Below are 22,596 nucleotides of genomic sequence, written 5' to 3' on the forward strand. Positions count from 1 at the left end.
CTATTAATATCCTGCGTTCTGTTTCAGGTTAGGATTTGAATCCACTGCCCTTTGAGGAATTGGGTATATAGTACGTGTTGGTGAAGTTTTAGCCGGACGCTGATCAACCGGATTGTTAAACGTTCCAAACCTGATCTGGTCATTTCTTCTCCAGCCTTCCCAATATAACTCACGTCCTCTTTCAGCCAGCAATGCAGTAGCATCAACTGAGGCTAAAACAGAAGCGCCACGGGTTACACGGAGGTCGTTAACTATTGAAAGTGCAGTTTGTCCACCTGTTGGGGTTCCGCCACGCATGATAGCTTCGGCTTTTTCCAGTAACACGTCTGAATAACGGAAAAGAACATAAGTGTTAGTTGCATAATCGTCATTTACAGAACCATCGGCTGCCGGTTTTGGTAAATATTTAATTACGCGGATACCCTGCGCTTCAGTTGAATAGTTCAAGCTCACAACGGGGGTAAACACAAGCGGTTGTCCACCTCTCTGTTTAAGCGCCACATTACCATGACCATACTGCTGGCCAATCAGGAAACCTGCTCTTAATCCATTCAAATCAGTCATTCCCGGATATGCAACACCTTTACGCTCATCGCTATCCTCAAAGCTGTTGTAAAAATCAGCCAGGGTGGTAAAGCCGTTCCAACTGCTTGGAGTTTGGTTGTAGTGCATTGTCATCCTCCAGCGGTTGTGTGTGTTCGCCGGTGCATTTGTTGCAGAGTTAGTTAAACCAAAAATAATCTCTGTGCTGGCTGTTGAGTTATCCCATGAAAAGTTTGCAAAGTATTTTCCGTGTGCATTTAAATGGTAACCGGCAGCAGTTATTTTATCGGCATAACCGATAACCTTGTTCATGTCGGCTGCATCAAATGTAAATGGTCCGCCTACATTTGCGGCTTTATAAACCGCCTTGTTCAGGTAAACTTTTGCCAATAAAGCATCAGCTGCTGATACGCTTGCCTGGCCTTCATCAGATGTTGGGCCAAGGTTTGCTTCTGCAAATTCCAGATCTTTTATAATAAAGTCGGTTGCTTCACTGCGGCTATAAACTTTTGGGTTAACATCAGATGCTGCCGCTGGATCCCTAAATGGCGCCTGACCATAAAGATCCACTACCTGGAACATAAAATATGCTCTCAGAAAGCTCGCTTCAGCTTTGTTTTGGTTGCTAACACCCGAAGCGTTAATTACCTGTGTAGCACGGTAAACACCTGTGTTCAACTCATCCCAGGTATCGCTAACCTGGTTGTGAAATGCATCCCAGGTATGGGTATGCAATTTACGCCAGGTTCCAAAATCACCCCAGTCAGTTCCCCTTGTCGGGCCCATCATTTCATCTGTTGGGTGTTCCTGCAAGGCATAAGTGTTTGCCTGGTTAGTTTGCCCGTCAATTTGTGAATAAACTCCTTTTAGGTCGGATGCGGAGCCGTTGCTGGCATCCCGGATGCTTTTCGATCCGTAAACCTGTTCATTTAGTTTTGTACAGCTAGCCGCTATAAGCAAAAACGCCGCTATACAAATTGTTCCAATTCTCATTGTTAATTTTTTCATATCCTTATGTATTAAAATCCTGCGTTTAAACCAAATGTAATTGTGCGCGCTCTTGGATAGGCAGTGTAATCTATACCTCTTGATGGCACACTGTTGATAGCTTTGTTCGTGTTAATTTCAGGGTCCAGGCCTTTGTAAGCGGTAAACAGCGCAAGGTTTTGGCCACTCAGGCTAAATCTCAAGCTTTTAAACACCTTGCCACCTGCCATAGGCACAGTGTAACCCAACGACACGTTTGAAACACGAAGAAAATCACCTTTTTCTAACCAGCGGGTTGAAACCTGTCCCGAGTTAAGCGGATTTTCGTTTGTAAATGCTACATCCTTAGTTACGTTATGACCGGTAAGCAAGCTGCCTCTATAGAAATAAGCATTTGCAGTGTTGTCATATACATAAAAACCGGTAACAGCGTTAAGGAATACGCTTAAGTTCCAATTTCCGTAAGTAAAGTTGTTGGTTAAACTGGCGGTAAAGGTCGGCAATGCACTTCCTTGCAAGGTTTGTCCGTCAATACCATTTGGATAAATTCCAAATCCATCGGCGTCTAGGCCATTATACTGTGAAACTTTGAATGTAAACAATGGATAGTTGTTTTGAATAACCTGTGCAAACGCACCTGATAAACCCTGGCCGTCAATTGCACCGGTTTGAACTACACGTTGTTTAAAATTCTTAACATTATTTTTCAGGAAAGTCATGTTGTATGCGATGTCCCAGCTAAATTTCTTGCCTTGCACAGCGCCGAAATTAATCCCGAATTCAAGCCCGTTGTTAATAACATCACCAGGAAGATTGATCCATTGACCTGGCGAAGGTGCAGGCGCAGAAAAATACTGGAAGAACAAAAGGTCCTTAGTATCCTTGTGGAAATAATCGATAGTACCTGATAACCTGCCATGTAAAATAGTAAAGTCAATACCTGCACCGGTTTGGGTTGTGGTTTCCCACCTCAAATCAGGATTAGGCGAATATAATTGACTGCTGCCACTCGAGGTAGTCTGGAATACAGAAAGCGACTGGTATGGAGGAAATTCCTGGTTACCGGTTTGTCCGTAGTTAATTCTTAAGCTCAGATCGTCAAAAGTATTTTTTGGCGCCCAGTCTTCATTTATCACCTTCCATTTAACAGCAGCTGCCGGGAAAGTTGCATACTTATTGTTTTTACCGAATTTCGATGAACCGTCTGAACGTACAGTTGCTGTTAACAGGAAGCGATCCTCGAACGAGTAGTTCACTCTGCCGTAGTAAGACTGTAATTCAGATTTGGTAGAGTCACCAAAAATGGGATATCGTTTGGTAAAATCATTAAGATCCTTTTTCAACACATTTTTTGTAGATGTGTTAAACCTAACATCATTAAACGAAAAGTTTTTAAACACCTGGTAGCTATAACCTGCTAAAATTGTCAGAGCGCTTTTATCGGTCCATTTTTTCTCATAGTTCAAGGTTTGCTCTGTAATTTGTGAGCTAAGTTTAACTGTCTGGAGCGCTCCGGAACCTGAGCCTGAAATTGAAGGGGTAGACACACCTCTTATGCTGCCTCCACTGGTATAGCCGGGTATATTTGGATCATAGTAGGTCCTTCTTTTCGCCAGCGCAACATCATCTCCAAACGTACCTTTGTAGCTTAAACCTTTGGCTAATTTAACGGTAATCCCAATGTTAGCCAAAACACGATTAACATTATCCCTGTCGTCAGTCAAATTTAACATAGCAACGGGGTTAAGGGCGCTACCATCAAAATAATAGGTTCCGTCAGGATTTTTAATCGGGTATGTAGGGTTAAGGCCTATAGTTGCACCAATCAAACTTCCGGTAAAACCGGCGTTGTTTGAGATAGGAGCAAACTGGTCCTTAACATTAGATCCCAATAAGCTCAGGTCTAACTTAACTACATCTTTAAATAAGTTTTGTGAAGCATTAAAATGGCCGGAGAATTTCCTTAGCCCCGAATTCCTAATAACACCGTTTTCATCGTCATAGCCTAAAGATGCACGGTAGGTGAACTGGTCTTTAGCACCACCAAATCCTAAATTGAAATTTTGCGAAACCGAAGTACGGAAAATCTGATTCTGCCAATCTGTGTTCGCGCCTTTGTTAATAGCGCTTGCATCGGCGCCTGTGCCGTTAACCGCAGCTACAAATTGTGAAGCGTTTAGCAAATCATAACGATTGGCTGTATGCGAAATGGTGGTAGCTTCTGAAAACTGAATTCCCTGGCCTTTTCTGCCTTTACGGGTGGTGATCAAAATTACACCATTAGCACCACGTGAACCATAAATTGCCGAAGCAGATGCATCCTTTAAGATCGAAATATTTTCGATATCATTCGGATTTAAAAACTCAAGCGGGCTACGTGATGATGATGATCCTATCGGGCTCATTGGAGATGATGCCGGATAAGTATCGTTAGTGATCGGCACGCCGTCGATTACATACAATGGATCGCTACCTGCTCTGATGGAACTGGTACCACGGATGTTGATTGATGCGCCGCCGCCGGGCTCACCGCTCGACTGCGTTACCTGCACACCAGGGATACGGCCTTCGATCAATTGATCCGGTGTAGCGATAATTCCTTTGTTAAAGTCCTTGGGATTTAAGGAGGCCACAGAACCTGTTGCATCCTTCACCTTTTGCGAACCGTAACCAATTACCACAACTTCATTTAAGTTGTTTGAACTGGTTATCAGCGAAACGTTCACCACGGTTTTGTTTAAAATACTTACCACCTGTGTGTTGTAGCCGATAAAGCTAAAAGTAAGACTTGGTGTTCCTGCCGGCAGTGATAATTTGAAATCACCATTGGCATCTGTTACCGTCCCGAGCGGGCTGCCGGGCTTTGGAGAAATGGAAACTCCGCTGAGTACGGAGCCGTCCTTCTTGTCAGTTACCTTACCTGTTATCACTGTATTCTGGGCCATTGCCGACCCTACAATAAAGTAGAATAACACAAGGAAACAAAGTTTGGATAAATGTTTCATTTGCATAATTTGAGATTTAGTTGGTTTGATTTATTTATTTATTAAGGTCTTTTTTTCGATAGTCAATTATTTAATGGTGAAAGATTAATTATTTTCTTAGGTGTTGTTATCAATAAAACCGAAAGAGCTGCCAGTATTAATAGTACCCCTCCAAGCATTATTGCATTTTGAGGGCTGTTACCAAGCCAGTTCTCATAATATAGCGGCATGGTGACATTTTGCAGCAACATAGGTATTACTATAAACATGTTAAAGATGCCCATATATACGCCGGTTTTTTCAGCGGGAATGTTCCCGGCCAATATCACATAAGGACTTCCCATCATACTTGCCCAAGATAATCCCATACCTATCATAGGGATAAACACCAGGCTTGAGCTATGAATATGTGGTAGTACCAATAACCCCGCGCCTGCGCAAGTAAGGCATAAGGCATGAACTATTTTAGCGCCATATCTTTTCGCATACCATGCAAGTGCAAAAGCAGACAGGAACGCAACGAAGTTATAAAACGCACCAATTTTGCCTGTAAGCAGATCTGCTTCGCGGAAACTTGACGCGGCACCGTTTGTTACCGAGCCGAAAACCGAACCCGAAAGACATTTAGCTATATAGATCCAGTAAATAAACATGGCATACCAGCTAAAAAACATCATCGGGATCATTTGCTTCATAGCCCGGGGCATAGTAATTACTGCATCAGCAATTTCCTTAAAGGTTGCTGAAATGCCCTTTGATGTTTTCAATATCCTTTCCTTCTCATCTGCAGATATTGGTAGTTCCTTTGTTGTTTTAAGGGTATACAATATTGATCCGATAGACATAAAAGCCCCGATAATAAACGCTATGATTGTAGTAACCGGGATATGATTTTCATTAACTGCAATTTTACTTACCCCAAAAAATATAAGTAAGGTGGGTGTTAAATAAGCCAATGTCTGGCCCAATCCGGTAAATGCGCTTTGAGTTAAAAAACCGATGGGATGTTGGTCTTCATTTAGCTTATCGCTCACAAATGCGCGGTAAGGTTCCTGTGTTATATTGTTTGACGCATCCAGGATCCATAATATACTTGCAGCCATCCATACCGAGCTGCTGTACGGCATAAAGAACAACGCAATGCTGCAAAATATGGCTCCTACTAAAAAATAAGGTGTCCGGCGCCCATATTTAGTGACTGTTTTATCACTAAATGCGCCTACAATGGGTTGGATTATAAGTCCGGTGATTGGGCCGGCAAGCCACAAATAGGGTAATTTACTTTCGTGAGCGCCCAGGTATGAGTAAATGGGGCTCATATTAGCCTGCTGCAAGCCGAAGCTGTATTGCAGGCCAAAAAAACCAAAGTTCATGTTCACAATTTGCCAGAATGATAAGCGCGGTTTTAACCCAGCAAGCCGTTCAAAAGCTTTAGTCTTTATCACAACTGCTGTTTTTATGGCCGGTGCGCTTGTAACGTTCATCATGGTTAATTGTTCAACGATTTAAGTTTATAGCTTACAACTTTCCAATGATTGTCAACAATCATATCAGCTGCATCCTGATGCGATCTTATTATTTCGCTTTCCTTCTTTAATACCTTTTCAATAAAGGGTGTTACCGTTTCGCGGTTTCGTTTAATCCGGCTTTGCCGGGTATCCTCATAACTGGTGTTTATTAAAATTTTATGATCAGTTTCCTTTAATAATGTCGAATACGTTCCCTCAACCAATATTACATTCACATTTGTAATATCAACCACCTTGCTTTCCTCCGTATCGGTGATCCAGTTCATGTATGGAACGGTTAATGAGGCATTTGTTTTTCCTTTTGCGGCTGCAATGTGGTTATCGAGCAAATGTAGCCTCACTTCCTTAGGTCCTACCAATGAAAAGTCATTTACCCTGAACTGGTGGTTCATCTTTGGTGGCAAAATGAAATAGTCGTCCATGTGAAGTATAAGAGGGGTAAATCCTCTTTCAACTAAAATATCTGCAAACAATTTACTAAGCGTAGTTTTACCCGACCCTGACTCACCGGCTATCGAAATAGCAATTACCCGTTTTTTGTCCAAGTGCAATTTATCAACCAAATTAGCTGCATATGGCCTTAGAGATTTAAGCAATTGGGGTTCGTTTTGGGGCGAACTAATTATTCGCTTGCTAAACGCGGTGTAATCTTCTATAGCAAGGTTGCCGAGCAAATAGCCGGATGCACTGAAGCACAAATTATTTACACCTCCGGGGTTGCGATCGTAAAAATCAAAGTATTCAGAAAATGGGTTTTCTGTTAAATTTATACCTATTTGCTGATCCAGCGCCTCCATCAGCCGGTTGGCGATCTCAGGCAAGCCTGCAGATTTGAAACCCGCAACCAGGAAACCGTTAACTACCGGCCAAATTCCGCCGTTATGGAAGTGCCCCGGCTTATTTTTAAACTGGAAATTGTGATTGGACGCGAGTGTTTTATAGTGAATACTATCTTCGGTAATAACCGGCCAGAAAGCCGGCACCCCTTTTTGATCGGTTTCATTTAATAGATCGGTAACTACCCGTTCAAGTTTCTTTACCGATGCTTCCGATGGAATTTTTAATAGCAGCAATAATGCTATTGACCATGAATCTATTACCTCTAAATATTCACCGGGTGAAAATGAAGCTACAAAGCTATCACGGATATCGAAGTCCTTCAACGCAAGTTGCTGGGAAACTGTATAGAGGCTGTCATTTAATTCAGCTTCAAAAAGATAGTGCTGTTTTATACTTACCTTTATCTGTAGCGCCTTTTCGGCCCAATCTGCCCGGTCAAAAAATTCCGAACTAACCAGCAAAGCCCAATACCTGAGCAACTGATCGTAAAGAACATAGCCATTAGTGATATATTCATCTGCCCAATTGCTGCTCATGGGCACATACATTAAACCCTTTCCATTAAATTCCCATGATTCAGCGAGGTTGAAAATTGTTTCACATTGATTATAAACAACATCCTTAAAACCGGCATCTCTATCATCCTGTTCAAGAAACAAAACCGATGCTATTATCCACCAAAAACTTGCGTCAACCCTGCCTACCGGCCCGCCGAAGCTTACTTTAGTTATAATATCAAATTCGTTTATCTGTATATTGGATGGAATTTGCCCGTGAGACGAGGCCGCCCTTTGCAGGTTTATCAATGATGTTTTAAGCGGGGCATATAATTCAGATAGCTGATTGGCGATTATTGCCAATCCTGTAACCGATGCATCACGTGCCCACAATGAGTTATAGTTATCCTTTAGCTCGGAAGTTGCTTTAATCCCAGATATCGACGATGCCATTTTAAGCACTTCAACAGCCCGGTGTGATATATTATTAGGTTCTAAAACCAACTTCTGATATAGTTTAAATTTGTAATATTTAGTTTATAATTCAATTACAGCTTCTGTAAAGAGGTAGTGATTACGATTCCGCAGTTGAGTTATTTATTAATTGGTGAATAAAAATACGGGTTGATTGTAACTTATTTATCACAAAACATCTAAATTTCAGCGCAAAGCTTTCCGCAATCGTTTGCGAAAATGATTGCTGTTGAAAAAAATGCATCAGACAGTAGGGGTAGGTTACACACTAATCGTTTAATGATAATTATTTAACTTCCAGTTTAAAATAATTATTTTTTTATATATTTAGGATTTTATGTAGCAGAATAGTTACATTTAACAACCAATTATAGACCTAAATGTCTGAAGTAACTTTAAAAAAGTTAGCGGATATGCTCAATTTAAGCATATCAACAGTATCTAGAGCGCTCAAAGACCATCCCGACATTTCCGGCGATACCAGGATTAAGGTAAAGGAACTGGCAGGAGTGTTAGATTATGAGCCTAATACCTATGCAATAAATTTGCGTACCAATCACAGTAAAGAGTTTGGAATAATTGTGCCTGGCATTGGAAATGATTTTTATCAGTCGTTTATTAGTTCGCTTGAAAAGGAAGCCCGTCAATTTGGATATTCCTTGATTATAATGCAATCAGGCGACGATCCTCAAATTGAGTTGGAAAATCTCAAACGCTGCAAGCAAAGCCGCATGGCAGGCATATTTGTATCCATAACGTCAAAAACAATTGATATTCACAATTTTTTAAAACTTGGCGAGCAACATATCCCGGTAATATTTATTGATAAGGTACCCGCATTCGAGGCCTGCAACAAGGTTTGTGTTGATGATTCAGCAGCTGCAACAATGGCTGCTGAAGCGCTGATCCTGAAAAAGAAACAAAGAATATTGGCAATTTTTGGCAACACTCAAATGTCAATTACCAGTAAAAGATTAAAGGCTTTTAAAGAAACCTTCACCAAGTATAGCGCGGATACGTCACTTGAAATTACTCATGCAAATTCAACCCAGGAAGCCCAGGATATATTAATGGACACCCTGGAAAATAGTTTGCGGCCCGATGCCATTTTTTGTATGAGCGACGAGATCCTGATTGGTGTAATGAAAGCTGTACAACGATTTGGCTTACACCCACCGGAGGATATAGGTGTGATTGCGATTAGCGACGGTTACGTTCCCACCTTTTACTACCCGCAAATAACTTACGTGGAAACCAGCGGATTTAAACTGGCTAAAACCGCCTTTGCACGAATGCAGGCGTGTATAGCAGGCAGCACCTACGCGCAGGAGCTAAAAATTGATTCCATGATTGTTGAAGGCGGCTCGTTGTAGCTCGTGATAATAAAAAACAAATGATGGCCGTTTTCAGCTATTAAAGGAACTTTAGTTTTTGACACAAAGGTTTGCGAAAAGCATTGCTATTGAAACTCAATACTTTTGGATCGAAGCCATTAAATATTCCGTATAACTTGTGCTGTACCTGGCTTATAGTCGGCCCAATTTATAACCTTTTTTAAAATGATGATCACCAGAAAATTATTCCTGCTTTTTTTATTCGCATTTATTACTGCGTCGGGATATTGCCAACTACAAACGCCCAGGCAACTGTACCCGGGCTTGTTTGAAGCAATTCAGCTATCGGATATTTTCCCTGATAACAAAACATTTGTTGATGCCGTTGTCCGAAGGGAACCGACAGATATTATAAAAGATTATAACAACCAAAAGGATAAGGCCGGCTTCGACCTGAAAAAGTTCGTTGCCGACAATTTTATCGCGCCGGGTAGTAAAACCGATATTTTTAAAAGTGACGTATCAGCAGGCATCCGAAAACACATTGATACCCTGTGGAAGGTGCTTTACCGCAAGCATGATACAGTTTCCCGGTATTCGTCATTAATCCCGCTGCCAAATGATTTTATTGTTCCGGGTGGTCGCTTCCGCGAAATTTACTATTGGGACTCGTATTTTACCATGCTTGGGCTGCAGGAAAGCCACAAGGCAGATGTCATCAAAAACATCATTAATAACTTTGCCTACATGATAGATAAGTTTGGTTTTATCCCCAACGGAAACCGCACTTATTATTTAACACGTTCGCAGCCTCCATTTTTTGCAATGATGATTGATTTACTGGCAAAGGACGATGGCGAGAAAACCCTGGTAAAATATCAGCCGGAATTATTAAAGGAATATGCTTTCTGGATGAGGGGAAGCGAAAAACTAAAACCCGGCGAGGATTTCCGCAACAGTGTAAGACTGGACGATGGTGAAATTTTAAACCGCTATTGGGATGAATCTGACCTGCCACGCGAGGAATCATACAAAAAGGATGTAGATGCTGCAAAGGAAACCACCCAAAAGCCTGGTGATTTTTTCCGGAATATTCGCGCAGCAGCTGAGTCGGGATGGGACTTTAGCACCCGTTGGATGGATACTACGGGGAATCTGAGTACTATCCAAACAACGTCAATTATCCCTGTCGATCTTAATTGCCTGTTATACCATTTGGAAGTTACTATTGCTCAATCATACAAATTGCAGGGCAACATAAGCAAACAGCAGTTTTATCTTGGAAAAGCATCTACCCGCAAAAATGCAATTCAAAAGTATTGCTGGAGCGATAAGGAGAGCTGGTTTATGGACTACAACTTCAAACTAAAACATACCACTACCTTCCACACGCTTGCCGGGGTTTACCCGCTTGAATTTAAACTGGCGACCGACAAACAGGCTGTAAAAGTTGGCGATGAATTAAAGACCAAGTTCTTAAAACCGGGCGGGCTGGTTACAACCTTCCAACGATCAGGCCAGCAATGGGACAGCCCGAATGCCTGGGCGCCACTGCAATATATGGCGATTGATGGTTTAAATAATTACAATCAAACTGGCCTGGCACAATCAGTTGCCCAAAGCTGGATAGGCACCAATATGCGCGTGTTTGAAAGCACCGGGAAGCTAATGGAAAAATACAATGTAGTGGATACTGACATTAAGGCAGGAGGCGGCGAATACCCGTTACAGGATGGTTTTGGCTGGACAAACGGCGTACTGCTTAATTTGATCAATAAGTATCATATGGATAATTTATAGATCTCTTTCCTATACAAACTAAAAATGGCTGCGGGATAATTGTCCTGCAGCCATTTTTAATATCCCTTAAGGAAACAAAATCACCGCTTTGCTGCACCACCAACGTTGAGCGTAATTGTGTTCATTTGTGGTTTTATTCTCCAAACAGCGCCGTTAGCCGGTTTTGAAAAGGTTCCCTGCATTGCTGCAAAATTGTATTTCATTCCTTCAAAACTGCAATCTACCTGCTTACTCTTAACTCCTACAAAAGGCAGTTTGGCTTCCTTTGACGTATTCAGATCTAGGAACCAATCGATAGGTTCCTTAGTTACCAATATCATTTTCACCTGCCTTTCACTTAAATCCATTTCAAGCGATCCCTTTATTGATGTTAAGGGCCAGGAGATATGTAATGTACTTGTACCCCTATTAGTGAATTTCGGGTCGCCCCCATTTAACAATACTTCTTTGCCGTCAATTAATGCCTTTACACGCAATCCGGCAATTTCACCCTTTTTGCTCCAGATATAGCCGTCAACTACCGGCAAAGTAAAGAAAGTGCATTCGTTCGATGTAGCTACTCCCTTTGTATAAACCGACGGAAAATTCTCATTAAATAAATGCAAATCTCTTATCCGCAGGTTACCGTTTTCCCAGATCATATTAATCCGGTAAAAACGACTGTCAAACCAGGCGGTTTTCAAATCGCTGCCTTCAATGTCCTTGCCTACGGTAAAAGAGGTTGACGGCGTAACCTTATAGTTTTTCTTAAACCATAAACCTGACTGCTCCATCGTTTCCACCCTGATCTTACCCTCATTGCGCAATTTAGCTATCAGCGGCATCTGGATCTCCAGGCCTTTCGCCATGGCATCCCAGGTAAAGGAATTTTCCTGACCTGCCTGGGTATAGTTAAATCCAAGGGAATTATCATCGGTTAATGCTTTGAAAAACCAGTTAACCCAGGTTGAATCGCCACCGCCAAATTTGTAAACAGGTTCTAATGTAACAACGCCTTGCCGCCTTGTACCCAAACCGTTATCATACTGGCGGACCGGGTCGCTGCCGAGCATCCTGAAAATAGGTACAGGGATCTGGTTCTCTGCATGCTGCGCCGGCATGTATGAATTTATTTTACTTGGATAATAAGCCTGGTTCCAATAGCCGCCCCATAAGGTGTAACCATCGGTACCATATTGATCCTTACAATTGCTTGATGCTACTATGTGGTATTTCTCATACATATAATTAAGGCTGTAGGCATCAATGAACCATGAGCCCACCGATTTTGGATAATAGCCAAAGATCTTTTTAAAATCCCTCATATAAACATCGATGATCTTCTCGCGCTCCTTTGGCGTATAGCCTGTTGAAAAGCCGATGTTGGCACGCCAATCCCACGGGTAACGCCCGCGCCATTTCATCCCGGCGTTTTCAACCAGCGGCTGCGGGATCTCCCACCAGGCACCAATTTCAAACGATCCTTTAGGCAAGCTTTTTAGCAGGGTCTGGTAGCGGCTATCCAGCAGGGCATCATATTGCAATAAAAAAGTACCGCCAAGCTTATATTTCTTCATGATCTCCACCTGCTTTACCACGGTTTGATACAACACATCCTCGGTGATCTGCGGATCACGGGGCTCAAGCAAACGGATAAAGTTCACAATATTTACGATCTTAGGAGTTTTGGCACTGCCTTTGTCAGCGGGCTTATCCGGCCTTATTATATAAAAGGAAGATAGCGTTGCTACAATGATCAGGCTGCATGCCACCCCGGCCAAAAGCCTACTGGTTATTTTACGCTTCATTATATTTTGATGGTTGTATATTATAGGTGATGTTACGTACATTAAAAAGGAGATAAACAGACGGCAGAACCCGCCCGTTTATCTCCGGTATTTTTACCAGCCCGGGTTTTGCTGCAAAACGTGCCCGCTTGCTGCATAAAACGCCACCTCTTTGGTAGGCAGGGGCTGTAAATAGTTTTTGTTCGGATCAAACTTCCTGCCTGTTTCTGCAATCATAAAGCCGTCGGCATCTGTTTTACTTTGATAAGGAGCTGTGCTGTACAGCGGGTAGGTTTGCCAGGTTGTTCCTTTAATCTTGATCCCTTTTACATCTTCAGCTAACTCTGTTTCGGCTGTTTTCCAGCGCCTTAAGTCATCATACCGAAAACCTTCAAGGGTTAGCTCTACAGTTCTTTCCCTTCGGATCTCGGTGCGCATATCAAGGTTATGGGCTGCTACAAAGGCTGTGGTTAAGTGCGGCATGTTAACCCTGTCGCGCAGCTTATTTATCGACATATCCAAATCTGCATCCGTAACGGAACCATTCTTTTCAAATGTAGCTTCGGCGTATATCAGCAACACTTCGGCGTAACGGATCAAATGCTTATCGTAATCAAACAAGCTGGCATCCCCTAACTGACCTGAATTATTGGCGGTAGCATCCTCAGACATGTATTTGTAAAGGATATAGCCCGTATTCGGGTTACGCTGTGGCTTATCAGGATAATTAGCCACTTTGTTTACCGGGAAGAACACACGATTAGTGAGCATGCCGGGAATGATCATGGTCATGGTCATCCGTGGGTCGCGCTTTTTATATTCCGAGGTCATGGTTCCGTAACCCTGGAATACTGAACCCGGAGAGTTTATGGGCATTCCGTTGGTATCCAAATACAAATCGACCATTTTACGGGTTGGGTTATAACCGTTACCATCATATTCATAAGGCATATCATGCCCTATAATATTCCGGGCATAACGGCGATCAAGGATGCACTCCTTTGAGTCGTCACCTGCTTCAATAAATGCATAACGGTAGCTCTGTGCACCGCTCCCATTATATAAAGCATAAGTTCCTGCATTGATAACTGCGCTTGACGAAGTTACCGCTGTGGTAAGGTATTGGGTTGCATCAGCAGCGCCCCTGAATTTCTCCCAGGTGCCCTGGTATAAGGCCACCCGTGCACTCATTGCCAAAGCTGCTCCCTTAGTGATTCTACCGATATCCGGGCTTGAAAGATCAGACTGCACCGGCAAATCATTCTTAGCCTCGTCAAGATCCTTCAGGATAAAATCGGCTGTTTCTGATTGGGTTGATCTTGGGGTAAATAAAGCCGGATCATCCGTAGTCAGTACTTTGGTTATTATTGGTACACCGCCGTACAAACGCATCAGTTTCCAGTAATACCAGGCACGGAAGAATTTCGCTTCTGCTACATACTTTTTGGTATCGGCATCAGTAAATGAAGCGCCGTGGGCCAATATGTTGTTACAGTCCCTGATATAGTTATAACTACTTGTCCAGGTATCTGACGTTTGCGATACCTGCAGGTTGCCATTACTTACGCTATTAGGAAAATTATAGGCAATGTCCGACTCTGTGTCTTCAAACCCGAACCTGTCCAAACCCTGGTACAGCGCGTTGGCAGCCAGTTTAAAATCGCTGGCTGTTTTCCAGAATGTTGCATCAGTAATTGAATCCTGCGAAACCAGGTTAAGCTGCTTTTTACAGCTTACTCCGAATAATAGCGCGATCAACAAAACCGATGTATATATAGTTGTATTGTTTAATATCTTAATTGATTTCATGATCATCTTTATTTAAATTTTACATCTAATCCCAGTGAATAAACCTTGTTGAAAGGATAGGTGCTTTCACTCAGAGAACCATCCTCCGGATTGTAGTTACCGCCAAGCGTTCCTTTGGCAATAGTGAACAGATCCTGCCCGCTGAAATAGATTCGTGCAGACCGCATTTTAATAGCATTGGCAATTGATGTTGGCAGATTATAACCTAATGTGATCACTTTAAACCTTAAGTAAGCATCGTTATGCATGGTAAGCGTTGAGGTATGGTAATCATAACCCCGCAAATCGTCATAACCTGTACCACCGGGCAGGTAGCGCGGATATTGCGCATTCGGGTTTGAGGCGGTATAGGTTTTACCATAATAGTACTCAAGCGATGGCCAGTAAAATGCATTTGGAACCGCTAACGCCCCAACGTATTGAACATCGCGTTTACCTACGCCCTGGATGAACATGCTCAAGTCGAACTGCTTGTAACCAAGGCTAATATTGGCCGAGTAGGTATAGCGTGGCGTATAATTACCAAGGTAAACCATATCGCCATTTTGCCCTTTGGCTTTATCGCCAAATTCAGTTAGCTTGCCGTCGCCGTCAACATCCTTGTACATCACATCACCAATAGCAATGTTTGAAGGCACACCCTGGATCTTTTTATAATTATCCAATTGGGCCTGAGTTTGAATTATACCTTCAGATACATAGCCGAAGTAAGAATTTATAGGATACCCTTGCCTTAAACCATTAAGCCCCTCGCCGTAGCTGTCGGTATTTTTAAGCTGAACCAGTTTGTTGGTATTGTCGCTCAGCTGTAATGCTACGCTATACCTGAAATCATTGATATGATCCTTCCATGCTATCGAAGTTTCAAAACCTTTGGTAACAAGTTTACCTTGGTTTGATGATGGCGGTGTACCGCCATAAACAGCAGGAACAGCAATATTAACCAGCATGTCATTATTCGTTTTGTTGAAATAATCGAATGAGAATGTCAGTTTGGATTTAAGGATCTGCATATCAATACCAATATTCTTGTTCTCGATGGTTTCCCACGTTCTGGTGGCTGATGAAGTATTTGCCGTAGCACCCGGCACCCCAGCGTTCGGCGAACCCAGCGGGTATAATCCGCCTACTGTGATGAGTGGAATATAGTCAAACAAGCCTAAACCGCTGATGTCCTGGTTACCCATTTTACCCCATGAAGCCCTTAACTTTAATTGATCGAAGAAATTCAGATTCTTGATAAAATTCTCCTGGGTGAGGTTATAGGCAAGCGCAGCTGATGGGAACACAGCACTCCAGCGTTTATTGGGAGCGAACTTCGAACTGCCGTCTGCACGGGCAGTAATATCAAGGATCAGCTTATCTTTAAACGAGTAGCTAAACCTGCCAAAATAAGAGTTTAAGGCTTGGTCGCTAAGGTTACCTGTAAAATTGCTATAAGCAACACTTGTCCGGTCGGCAAGGTTCAGGGTAAAGATCTCGTTGCCGGGGAAGTTATAACCGGTAACGCTTTGCCCGCTGTTATTGGTCTGCTCTAACGAAGTACCAACGGTCAGGTCAATTTTATGATCAGCGCCGAACTTTTTATCGTAGTCTGCATAAACCTGGTACAAGCGGTAATCAGTCCGGGTGTTTCCGTATGATGCCTGGTTTGGCGTGTTACGGATATCCTGGATCCCTCCTGCATAGTTATACCTTGTAAAAGTTTTTGTGATGGCAACATCGTTTCCATAGTCCAGTCTTATTGCCGCCTGTCCGGTTAATGTCAGGCCATCAATTATATGATAGTCTGCCTTGAAATTGGTGCTGAATCTTGAGAAATCATAAGTATGCTGACCACCGTCGGTAAGCGATTGTGCCGGGTTTTCATATCCCTGGTAGCCATAAAACTCTCCTTGTGGATTATATACAGGCTGGTACGGAAACTGCCGAACCACATTCGGGATCGCATTGCCCAACATTGTAGGGTCCTTAGTAACGGTGCTTTCAAAACTTGATCTTGTTTCTACATCCAGATCCTTCAACAGCTTGAAATCGTAGTTCAAACGAAGGTTATACCTATCAGAGTAGTTTGTTCCATAATTTAGGCTACCATTGTCACGGTTATATCCTGCCGAAACCAGGTAAGTATTATTCTCACCACCGCCCGAAATGGCTACATTATGTACTTGTTGAATGGAGTTTTTGTAGATCACTTTGTTCCAATCGGTATAACCATAAAAGGAGGGGTAACTGCTCAATCCATAGTTCCAGCCTTGTGTAAGGTCGGGCGCGGCGTTTGCAGCGATCTTATCAAATACAGATTGCGGGAAACCCGGAATCCCGGCGTTGATTAACCCTTCATTCATAAAATGGGCGAACTCGTTAGTGTTCTGCATCTTCTTTAGATAGTCAGGGGTTTTAAGTCCAACGTTGGCGGTGTACTGGATGGTCGGCGGGCCTTTCCTGCCTTTTTTGGTGGTAACTATAATAACCCCATCAGCCGCACGGGCGCCATAAATGGCTGCTGCTGCATCCTTTAAAACAGAAATCTGGCTAATGTCGCTTGGGTTCAAGGTTCCTAAATCACCGGGAATCCCGTCAATTAATACCAAAGGCACATTTCCGTTAATAGACGAATAACCCCGTACCTGCAGGTTGTATCCCTGGTTTCCTGGCTGACCGTCGGACCGCGTAATGGTTACGCCCGGAACCGTTCCCTGCAAAGCATCAAACACGTTGTTTTCGGGGCGATTTTCAAAAACATCAGCTTTTACGGTTGTAATAGCGCCGGTAATTGCGCCCTTGGCTCTTGTACCGTAGCCTACAACAACAACCTCATCAAGCTTATTTTCCGATTTAACCATTTTGATGGTCAACTGGCTTTGGCCGTTAACAGATACCTTTTGGGTTACATAACCAATATACGACACTACCAAAACAGCATCTGCCGATGGAGCCGTTATTTCAAAGCCGCCGTTAATATCCGTAGTTGTCCCTGTTGAAGTGCCATCAATTCGAATGCCCACTCCCGGCAATGTTTCACCGGTAGTTGCATCTTTAACCGTGCCGGTAACCTTCTGGGCCTGTTGCTCCGTTACCGTTTTAATTTCCGGTAATATTTGCTCCTTTCTTACCAGCAAGATGGTTTTATTGATCACCTTAAACCCAAAAGGCTGATCCTTGAAGCAGAGGTTCAAGAGATCCTTCAGGTTCATGTCCTTAGCTTTAACAGTGATGGGTTTTGCGCCTTCAACTGTCGAGTTGTTGTAAAGAAAATCAAAATCGGTTTGCTTCTTGATCTCAGAAATCACCTCTGACAACTGCGCCTTTTTTACAGACAACGTTACCTGCTGGGCCAATCCCTCAGCCCTGATTTGCAGAAGTGCAACAAATAAAAGGATACATGTTAGTTTCATTTTGAGTACCAGATTGGAAATTACGTAGGACTCCCGCCTGAAAAGTAATTCAGTAAATTTTTTATACATTTGATTGTTAGGTTAATTTGATTTATTGGATAGCTTCAATAATTTTTTTACCTGATTTCAGCATACCGCTGACCGACCAGGGACGGTTCGAACGTTCCTGGTTTGGTAAAATTCTGTGGGTGAGTTCGTGTCTCTTCTATAAATACCCTCCTTAAATTTATTGGTTAATACTCCGTTAATTAATTTTGAAATTGGATTTCAGGTTCTATAATGATGTTATAAGTAGCTGCTTTTAATTGCTTACAATAATTTTCCTTTTGTCGAGCTTAAAATGAACCTTACCGAGCCGCTCCAGGTTAGTAAGTATTTCTGTTAAGTTTGATGAACGCGAAAATGTCCCGCCAAACCTTTCCTTTTCATTACTGAAGTTATTGTACTCCACCTCCACATCATACCAGCGGCTCATCGATTTCATAATGCCGGCAATAGTCTGGTTATCGAAAATAAAATAGCCGTTTTTCCACGACATCACCTGCTCCAAATTGGCGGTTAAAACAACAGATTCATTGCTCGCTTTATTAAAGCTTGATTGCTGCCCGGGAATAAGCAGGCTGGATTTACCTGTAATAAGATTGCTTACCTTTACACTGCCTTCCAACAAAGTGGTGCGTATGTTTACTTCGTCGCTATAACTTTTCACGTTGAAATGGGTGCCGAGGTCTTTAATTTCCACCTTGTCGGTAACCACTTTAAATGGAAACCTGGCATTGTGCACCACTTCAAAATACGCCTCGCCCGAAACCTTCACTATCCTGGAATCTCCTGTGAAAACAGTCGGAAAGGTGATAGATGAAGCCGCATTCAGCCAAACTTTTGAACCATCTGGCAAAATCAGCGGGTAAGGAGACTGTTCGCCCCTTGCTGTACTTAAAGTGTTATAGGCAACTTCATTTTGTTGAGCATTTTTATTCACCGCGTAGGTGATCCCGGTATTCTTGTTAATCAAAACTGAAGTATTGCCTTGTTGGGCCAGCGTTCCGCTCATAGCGCTTGTTAAAACAATCTTTTGGCCGTTAGCCAATGTTAGCGTGGCCTGTTTTTGGCCGGGAGTTATAGGCTTGAGTACAGCAATTATTGTTTTATTTTTGGTTTGATGCCTGAATACATTTATGCCCAAAGCAACAAAAACAACAATTACGGCTGCTGCCGCACCAATGCGGTAAACCAGTCTCTTATAATTGCTACGCTGCGGTTTCATCTGCTCTTTAATTAGCTGGTGAACATTAGCGAGTCGCTCTGCTTCTCCCGCATCAGGCAAGTGGTCGTCATCAGCCATTTCAAGCTGGGCGAGGATGTGTTTTTTTAACGCATCCTCATCCGTATCGCCGAAGTGGGTAAAAAGTTCATCCAACTCCTCATCGGTGCAGGCGTTATCAATGAATTTGTGAAACAAATAATCCAGGTGATCTTTCAAGGTTATTGATCTTAATTAATGCTAATACGCTTGTGGAGAACGCGGCATCTACTCTGGTTGAAAAAATATTAAGTTTTTTTATTTCGATCTCAAAAAAATGGCGCTTTTGATATGCTGATAGTTATTTGCAGTATTAAATTCGAACTTTAAGCTCAAAAAAAAAGCCGGGCGAACCCGGCTTCCTCTCTTATTTACAGGTCTTGTCGCATTCACCTGATGATTTGCAGGTTTTGCTGCAATGATCCTTGCAGGATGATTGACTGCAGGATTTTGAGCATTTGGTGCAATGGTTCATTTTGCTGTTACAGCAAGGTGTGTTAGCGAACGAAATTGAATTTATAGTTAATAGCATCATCGTTACGATGAAAAGAAACTTTTTCATGATTTTAATTTTAAATGTGTTTAATAATAAATTACCTCTGTGATAAGGCAGCAGGTTACGGTGTTATTATTAAACTTTCGGAGGGTTCCAGTTGAAGCGCGCGTAGCCGGACAAGTCACCTGTATTATAAGAGATCGCTGTTAATTCCTTTACTACAGAAAATACAGGACCAACAGAAATAGGGTCAACTTTTAAAAAACCACAACCTGCACAGGATAACATGGTATTACATGTCCCCTGCCCGCAATCGTTGTTTTGTTTGGAGCTGCAAGGGGATTGTTTAGACATCTTATGACAGCAACTTTCTTTTGCCGAAGGCTTAATGGTTTTTGCCCTCCCCGGGAATGCGGAAAGAAAAACCAAACAAAACACCATCATAAGTGCAATCACCTTCATCGCTACAAATATGGGCATTAACATTTAAAATAAATTGATGGTCATCAATTTTTAAGATGATATAGATCTTATTTCAATTTGGTCAAAACGGCTAAAAACACCAGAAAAGCCACATCATGCGAAGCTAAAAGTGCCATTTTAACTTTTTTAGTTGCTTTTACAATGTGTCCGTTTATTGTCGAGGTGGAGATTCCGAGAATTTCGCTAACCTCTTCGTAGCTTTTTCCTTCCAGCTTGCAAAGCTTAAAAACCATCTGCTGTTGCTGCGGCAACTGTTCAATTGCGCTGGTGAGCAGGTCGTGTGTTTCTTTAAATAGTAGTTTTTCTTCAACTTCAGTTGTAAGTTCAGTCATGCGGTTTTTAACCGCAACCTGGAGTTTTTCTTCGCGGGCAAGGCTCCGGTAAAAATCGTAAACTGAGTTTTGGGCCATCTGGTACAGGTACCCCTTTAAACAATAATCAGAATCTATCAGTTCCCGTTTATCCCACAATTTAATAAATACGTTTTGCAGCAGGTCCTCGGCCAGGAACTCAACCTTAACCATTTTAAGCAGCTTGCGGTAAATAGGGAGACTGTATAATCTGTAAAAATAATCGAACGCTTTCTCGTCGCCGGCCTTCAGCTTAATCAGCTGGCTTTTTTCCTGGTCGGTATGAACTGGTTGAAGCGCCATTTGAAGATCGTTACTAAAATTATTTGTTCCGTAAAAAACCGGCTGCAGTTACCTTGCAGATTAATCCCTAATAATCAGACAACTATCCAATTATTTAATTCATCAATAAATTATTTTTAGGTTGCTGACACGCCGGCATTAAATATTACAATATTTAACTGTTAAAACTAAATAACAGGTTTCGCATCACTGTCCCCTACAGTCTTGTGTACCGCAAAACAGAAGATTTTATAAAACCAGCGTATGAAAAGGGGATATATATCGGTGTTAATTACTCTATAAATTTGGATAACGCTTATGAATGATCAATTGTGATTTTTCGGGAAGCTGATTGATCATTACCGGTGTATCCTGCGGGCGGGTTTGTTTTTGGTTAATATCACCAAGTAAGCTCCATTTACGGGTCATCTCCTTCGGCTCAGTTGCATGCAGATCGTACCGTGTAAAATCAATTACTTTTTCAGGCGAGTTGGTTTTCCAGTTCTTCAATAAAGCTAAACGGAAATCCTTGTTCATAAACCAGCGGATCTGTTTATCAGCATCCGATCCGCCTATGCCTGATCCTTTTTCTACAAAACGATAATTGAAACTGTTACTTTTATAATGTGCGCGCCAAAGTAAGCCAAACTCGCCTTGAGTAATCAGTTTTGTATCGGGCCAGCGTTTTTTTATTGCAGCCAGCCAGTCGTGTAATGATTTTACATCTATGGGTAAAGAGAGCTCCCAGCAATTGGTAACCCATGCAAATCCGTTTAATTTATATCCTTCGTCGAAATGAATTGCGGTGGAGTGCATCATCTCCATCAAGCCGGTATCAGCGCCATAACGATCGACGGTTTCAATAGGGCCAACGCCCATTCTGCTGTTGAAATGATCCTGGAAGCCTCTTCTTCTGCCGGCTAAAAAATCAACTGTCCAGCCGTCGAGGTTAACACAGTCAATAAAATCAGCCTTGTTTTGTGCGGGTTTGCAAAAATGTTCTTTGGATGTATAGTAAGGATAGGATACTGATCCGTCGCCATCCTGGTTATCAATACTGAACTGGCTCCAGATGTTGGCCTGGCAAACATGAATGCCCTCCTTTTCAGCCAGATATTGTTGATTTTTTGCTGATAGGAATCCTGCAACAATGCTCAACGGGCGGTACCCATGACCAACCATTTTGCTTACCAATATCAAAGCATCATGCAAATCTTTGTTTACCTGTTCGGTAGTATTGTAGGCATTGGCAAAATATGCCCCGGGGATAAAGGTTACCTCATCGCCATATTGGTAATGGTATTTTACAACCAGCCGACGGATCTCACGGTAATTGTATGTGGTGTCATTCAATGCCAGCCAGCTTAACGACCAGGTGATCCTTGCTCCGGGAAAACCGTCAGTTACCGCCTTTCTAAAAGCTATTAATTTTTCCGGTGTATGGAGTGCGCGTTCATCTTCGCCTTTGTTAACATCGCGTGATACTTCGATCTGGTTTACGCGGATAACCGAGTTAAACGTAAGAAAGCGGTGCCCCATCAGCTCTTTCGGCACCTTGTTGGTGCTCTGCGCATTGGTAGACAGGCAGGACAGTGAGAGCAACGAAAGTAAGATGGTATTGCGGAACGTTTTTCTTAACATTGGATCGTTGTTATTTGTGCTTTAACTGGTTAAATTGACTACTGCGGTAGCCGGGCGTTAAAACTAAATAACAAATTACA

13 protein-coding genes are annotated in these 22,596 nt (G+C 42.4%); 2 read left to right on the forward strand and 11 right to left on the reverse strand.

What is annotated here, in order from left to right; all coding sequences use genetic code 11:
- Positions 1-3 precede the first annotated feature (3 nt).
- The 4 genes from KXD93_RS21590 to KXD93_RS21605 form a co-directional block, all read right to left on the reverse strand.
- A complete protein-coding gene (locus KXD93_RS21590) occupies positions 4-1,551 on the reverse strand; it encodes a RagB/SusD family nutrient uptake outer membrane protein (protein WP_258139437.1) in 1,548 nt (515 codons plus the stop codon).
- An 11-nt stretch (positions 1,552-1,562) separates the two neighbouring features.
- The gene (locus KXD93_RS21595; RefSeq protein WP_258139438.1) at positions 1,563-4,535 is read right to left on the reverse strand and encodes a SusC/RagA family TonB-linked outer membrane protein; all 2,973 of its coding nucleotides are present in this window, start codon (positions 4,533-4,535) and stop codon (positions 1,563-1,565) included.
- 62 nt (positions 4,536-4,597) lie between these two features.
- Entirely contained in the window at positions 4,598-6,001 is a 1,404-nt protein-coding gene (locus KXD93_RS21600; RefSeq protein ID WP_258139439.1) for an MFS transporter, read from the reverse strand.
- Positions 6,002-6,003: 2 nt separating this feature from the next.
- Entirely contained in the window at positions 6,004-7,884 is a 1,881-nt protein-coding gene (locus KXD93_RS21605) for a P-loop NTPase fold protein (RefSeq protein WP_258139440.1), read from the reverse strand.
- 350 nt (positions 7,885-8,234) lie between these two features.
- Between KXD93_RS21605 and KXD93_RS21610 the strand changes: the two genes are divergently transcribed.
- Together KXD93_RS21610 and treA are read left to right on the forward strand one after the other, a co-directional pair.
- Positions 8,235-9,227, forward strand: a complete 993-nt coding sequence (locus KXD93_RS21610) for a LacI family DNA-binding transcriptional regulator (protein WP_258139441.1) — start codon at positions 8,235-8,237, stop codon at positions 9,225-9,227.
- 186 nt (positions 9,228-9,413) lie between these two features.
- Positions 9,414-10,988, forward strand: coding sequence for an alpha,alpha-trehalase TreA (treA, locus tag KXD93_RS21615; RefSeq protein WP_258139442.1), 1,575 nt, complete (start codon positions 9,414-9,416; stop codon positions 10,986-10,988).
- Between the two features lie 80 nt (positions 10,989-11,068).
- Here the strand turns inward: treA and KXD93_RS21620 are convergent, their stop codons facing one another.
- From KXD93_RS21620 to KXD93_RS21650, 7 genes are all read right to left on the reverse strand, one after another.
- Positions 11,069-12,775 carry a DUF3863 domain-containing protein gene (locus tag KXD93_RS21620; RefSeq protein WP_258139443.1) on the reverse strand — a complete coding sequence of 569 codons (1,707 nt, stop codon included), beginning with the start codon at positions 12,773-12,775 and terminating at the stop codon, positions 11,069-11,071.
- Positions 12,776-12,868: 93 nt separating this feature from the next.
- Complete coding sequence (locus KXD93_RS21625) at positions 12,869-14,563, reverse strand: RagB/SusD family nutrient uptake outer membrane protein (RefSeq protein ID WP_258139444.1); 1,695 nt, start codon at positions 14,561-14,563, stop codon at positions 12,869-12,871.
- A gap of 8 nt (positions 14,564-14,571) precedes the next feature.
- Positions 14,572-17,961: a SusC/RagA family TonB-linked outer membrane protein gene (locus KXD93_RS21630; RefSeq protein WP_258139445.1), complete on the reverse strand. Its 3,390-nt coding sequence runs from the start codon at positions 17,959-17,961 to the stop codon at positions 14,572-14,574.
- Between the two features lie 301 nt (positions 17,962-18,262).
- Positions 18,263-19,444, reverse strand: coding sequence for a FecR family protein (locus KXD93_RS21635; protein WP_258139446.1), 1,182 nt, complete (start codon positions 19,442-19,444; stop codon positions 18,263-18,265).
- Positions 19,445-19,895: 451 nt separating this feature from the next.
- Positions 19,896-20,222, reverse strand: coding sequence for a hypothetical protein (locus KXD93_RS21640; protein ID WP_258139447.1), 327 nt, complete (start codon positions 20,220-20,222; stop codon positions 19,896-19,898).
- A 68-nt stretch (positions 20,223-20,290) separates the two neighbouring features.
- Positions 20,291-20,896 (reverse strand): RNA polymerase sigma factor, encoded by a 606-nt coding sequence (locus KXD93_RS21645; protein WP_258139448.1) that lies wholly within the window; start codon positions 20,894-20,896, stop codon positions 20,291-20,293.
- 276 nt (positions 20,897-21,172) lie between these two features.
- Complete coding sequence (locus KXD93_RS21650; protein WP_258139449.1) at positions 21,173-22,516, reverse strand: DUF3863 domain-containing protein; 1,344 nt, start codon at positions 22,514-22,516, stop codon at positions 21,173-21,175.
- Positions 22,517-22,596 lie beyond the last annotated feature (80 nt).

The organism is Mucilaginibacter phenanthrenivorans (assembly GCF_024721155.1).
Taxonomy (GTDB): domain Bacteria; phylum Bacteroidota; class Bacteroidia; order Sphingobacteriales; family Sphingobacteriaceae; genus Mucilaginibacter; species Mucilaginibacter phenanthrenivorans.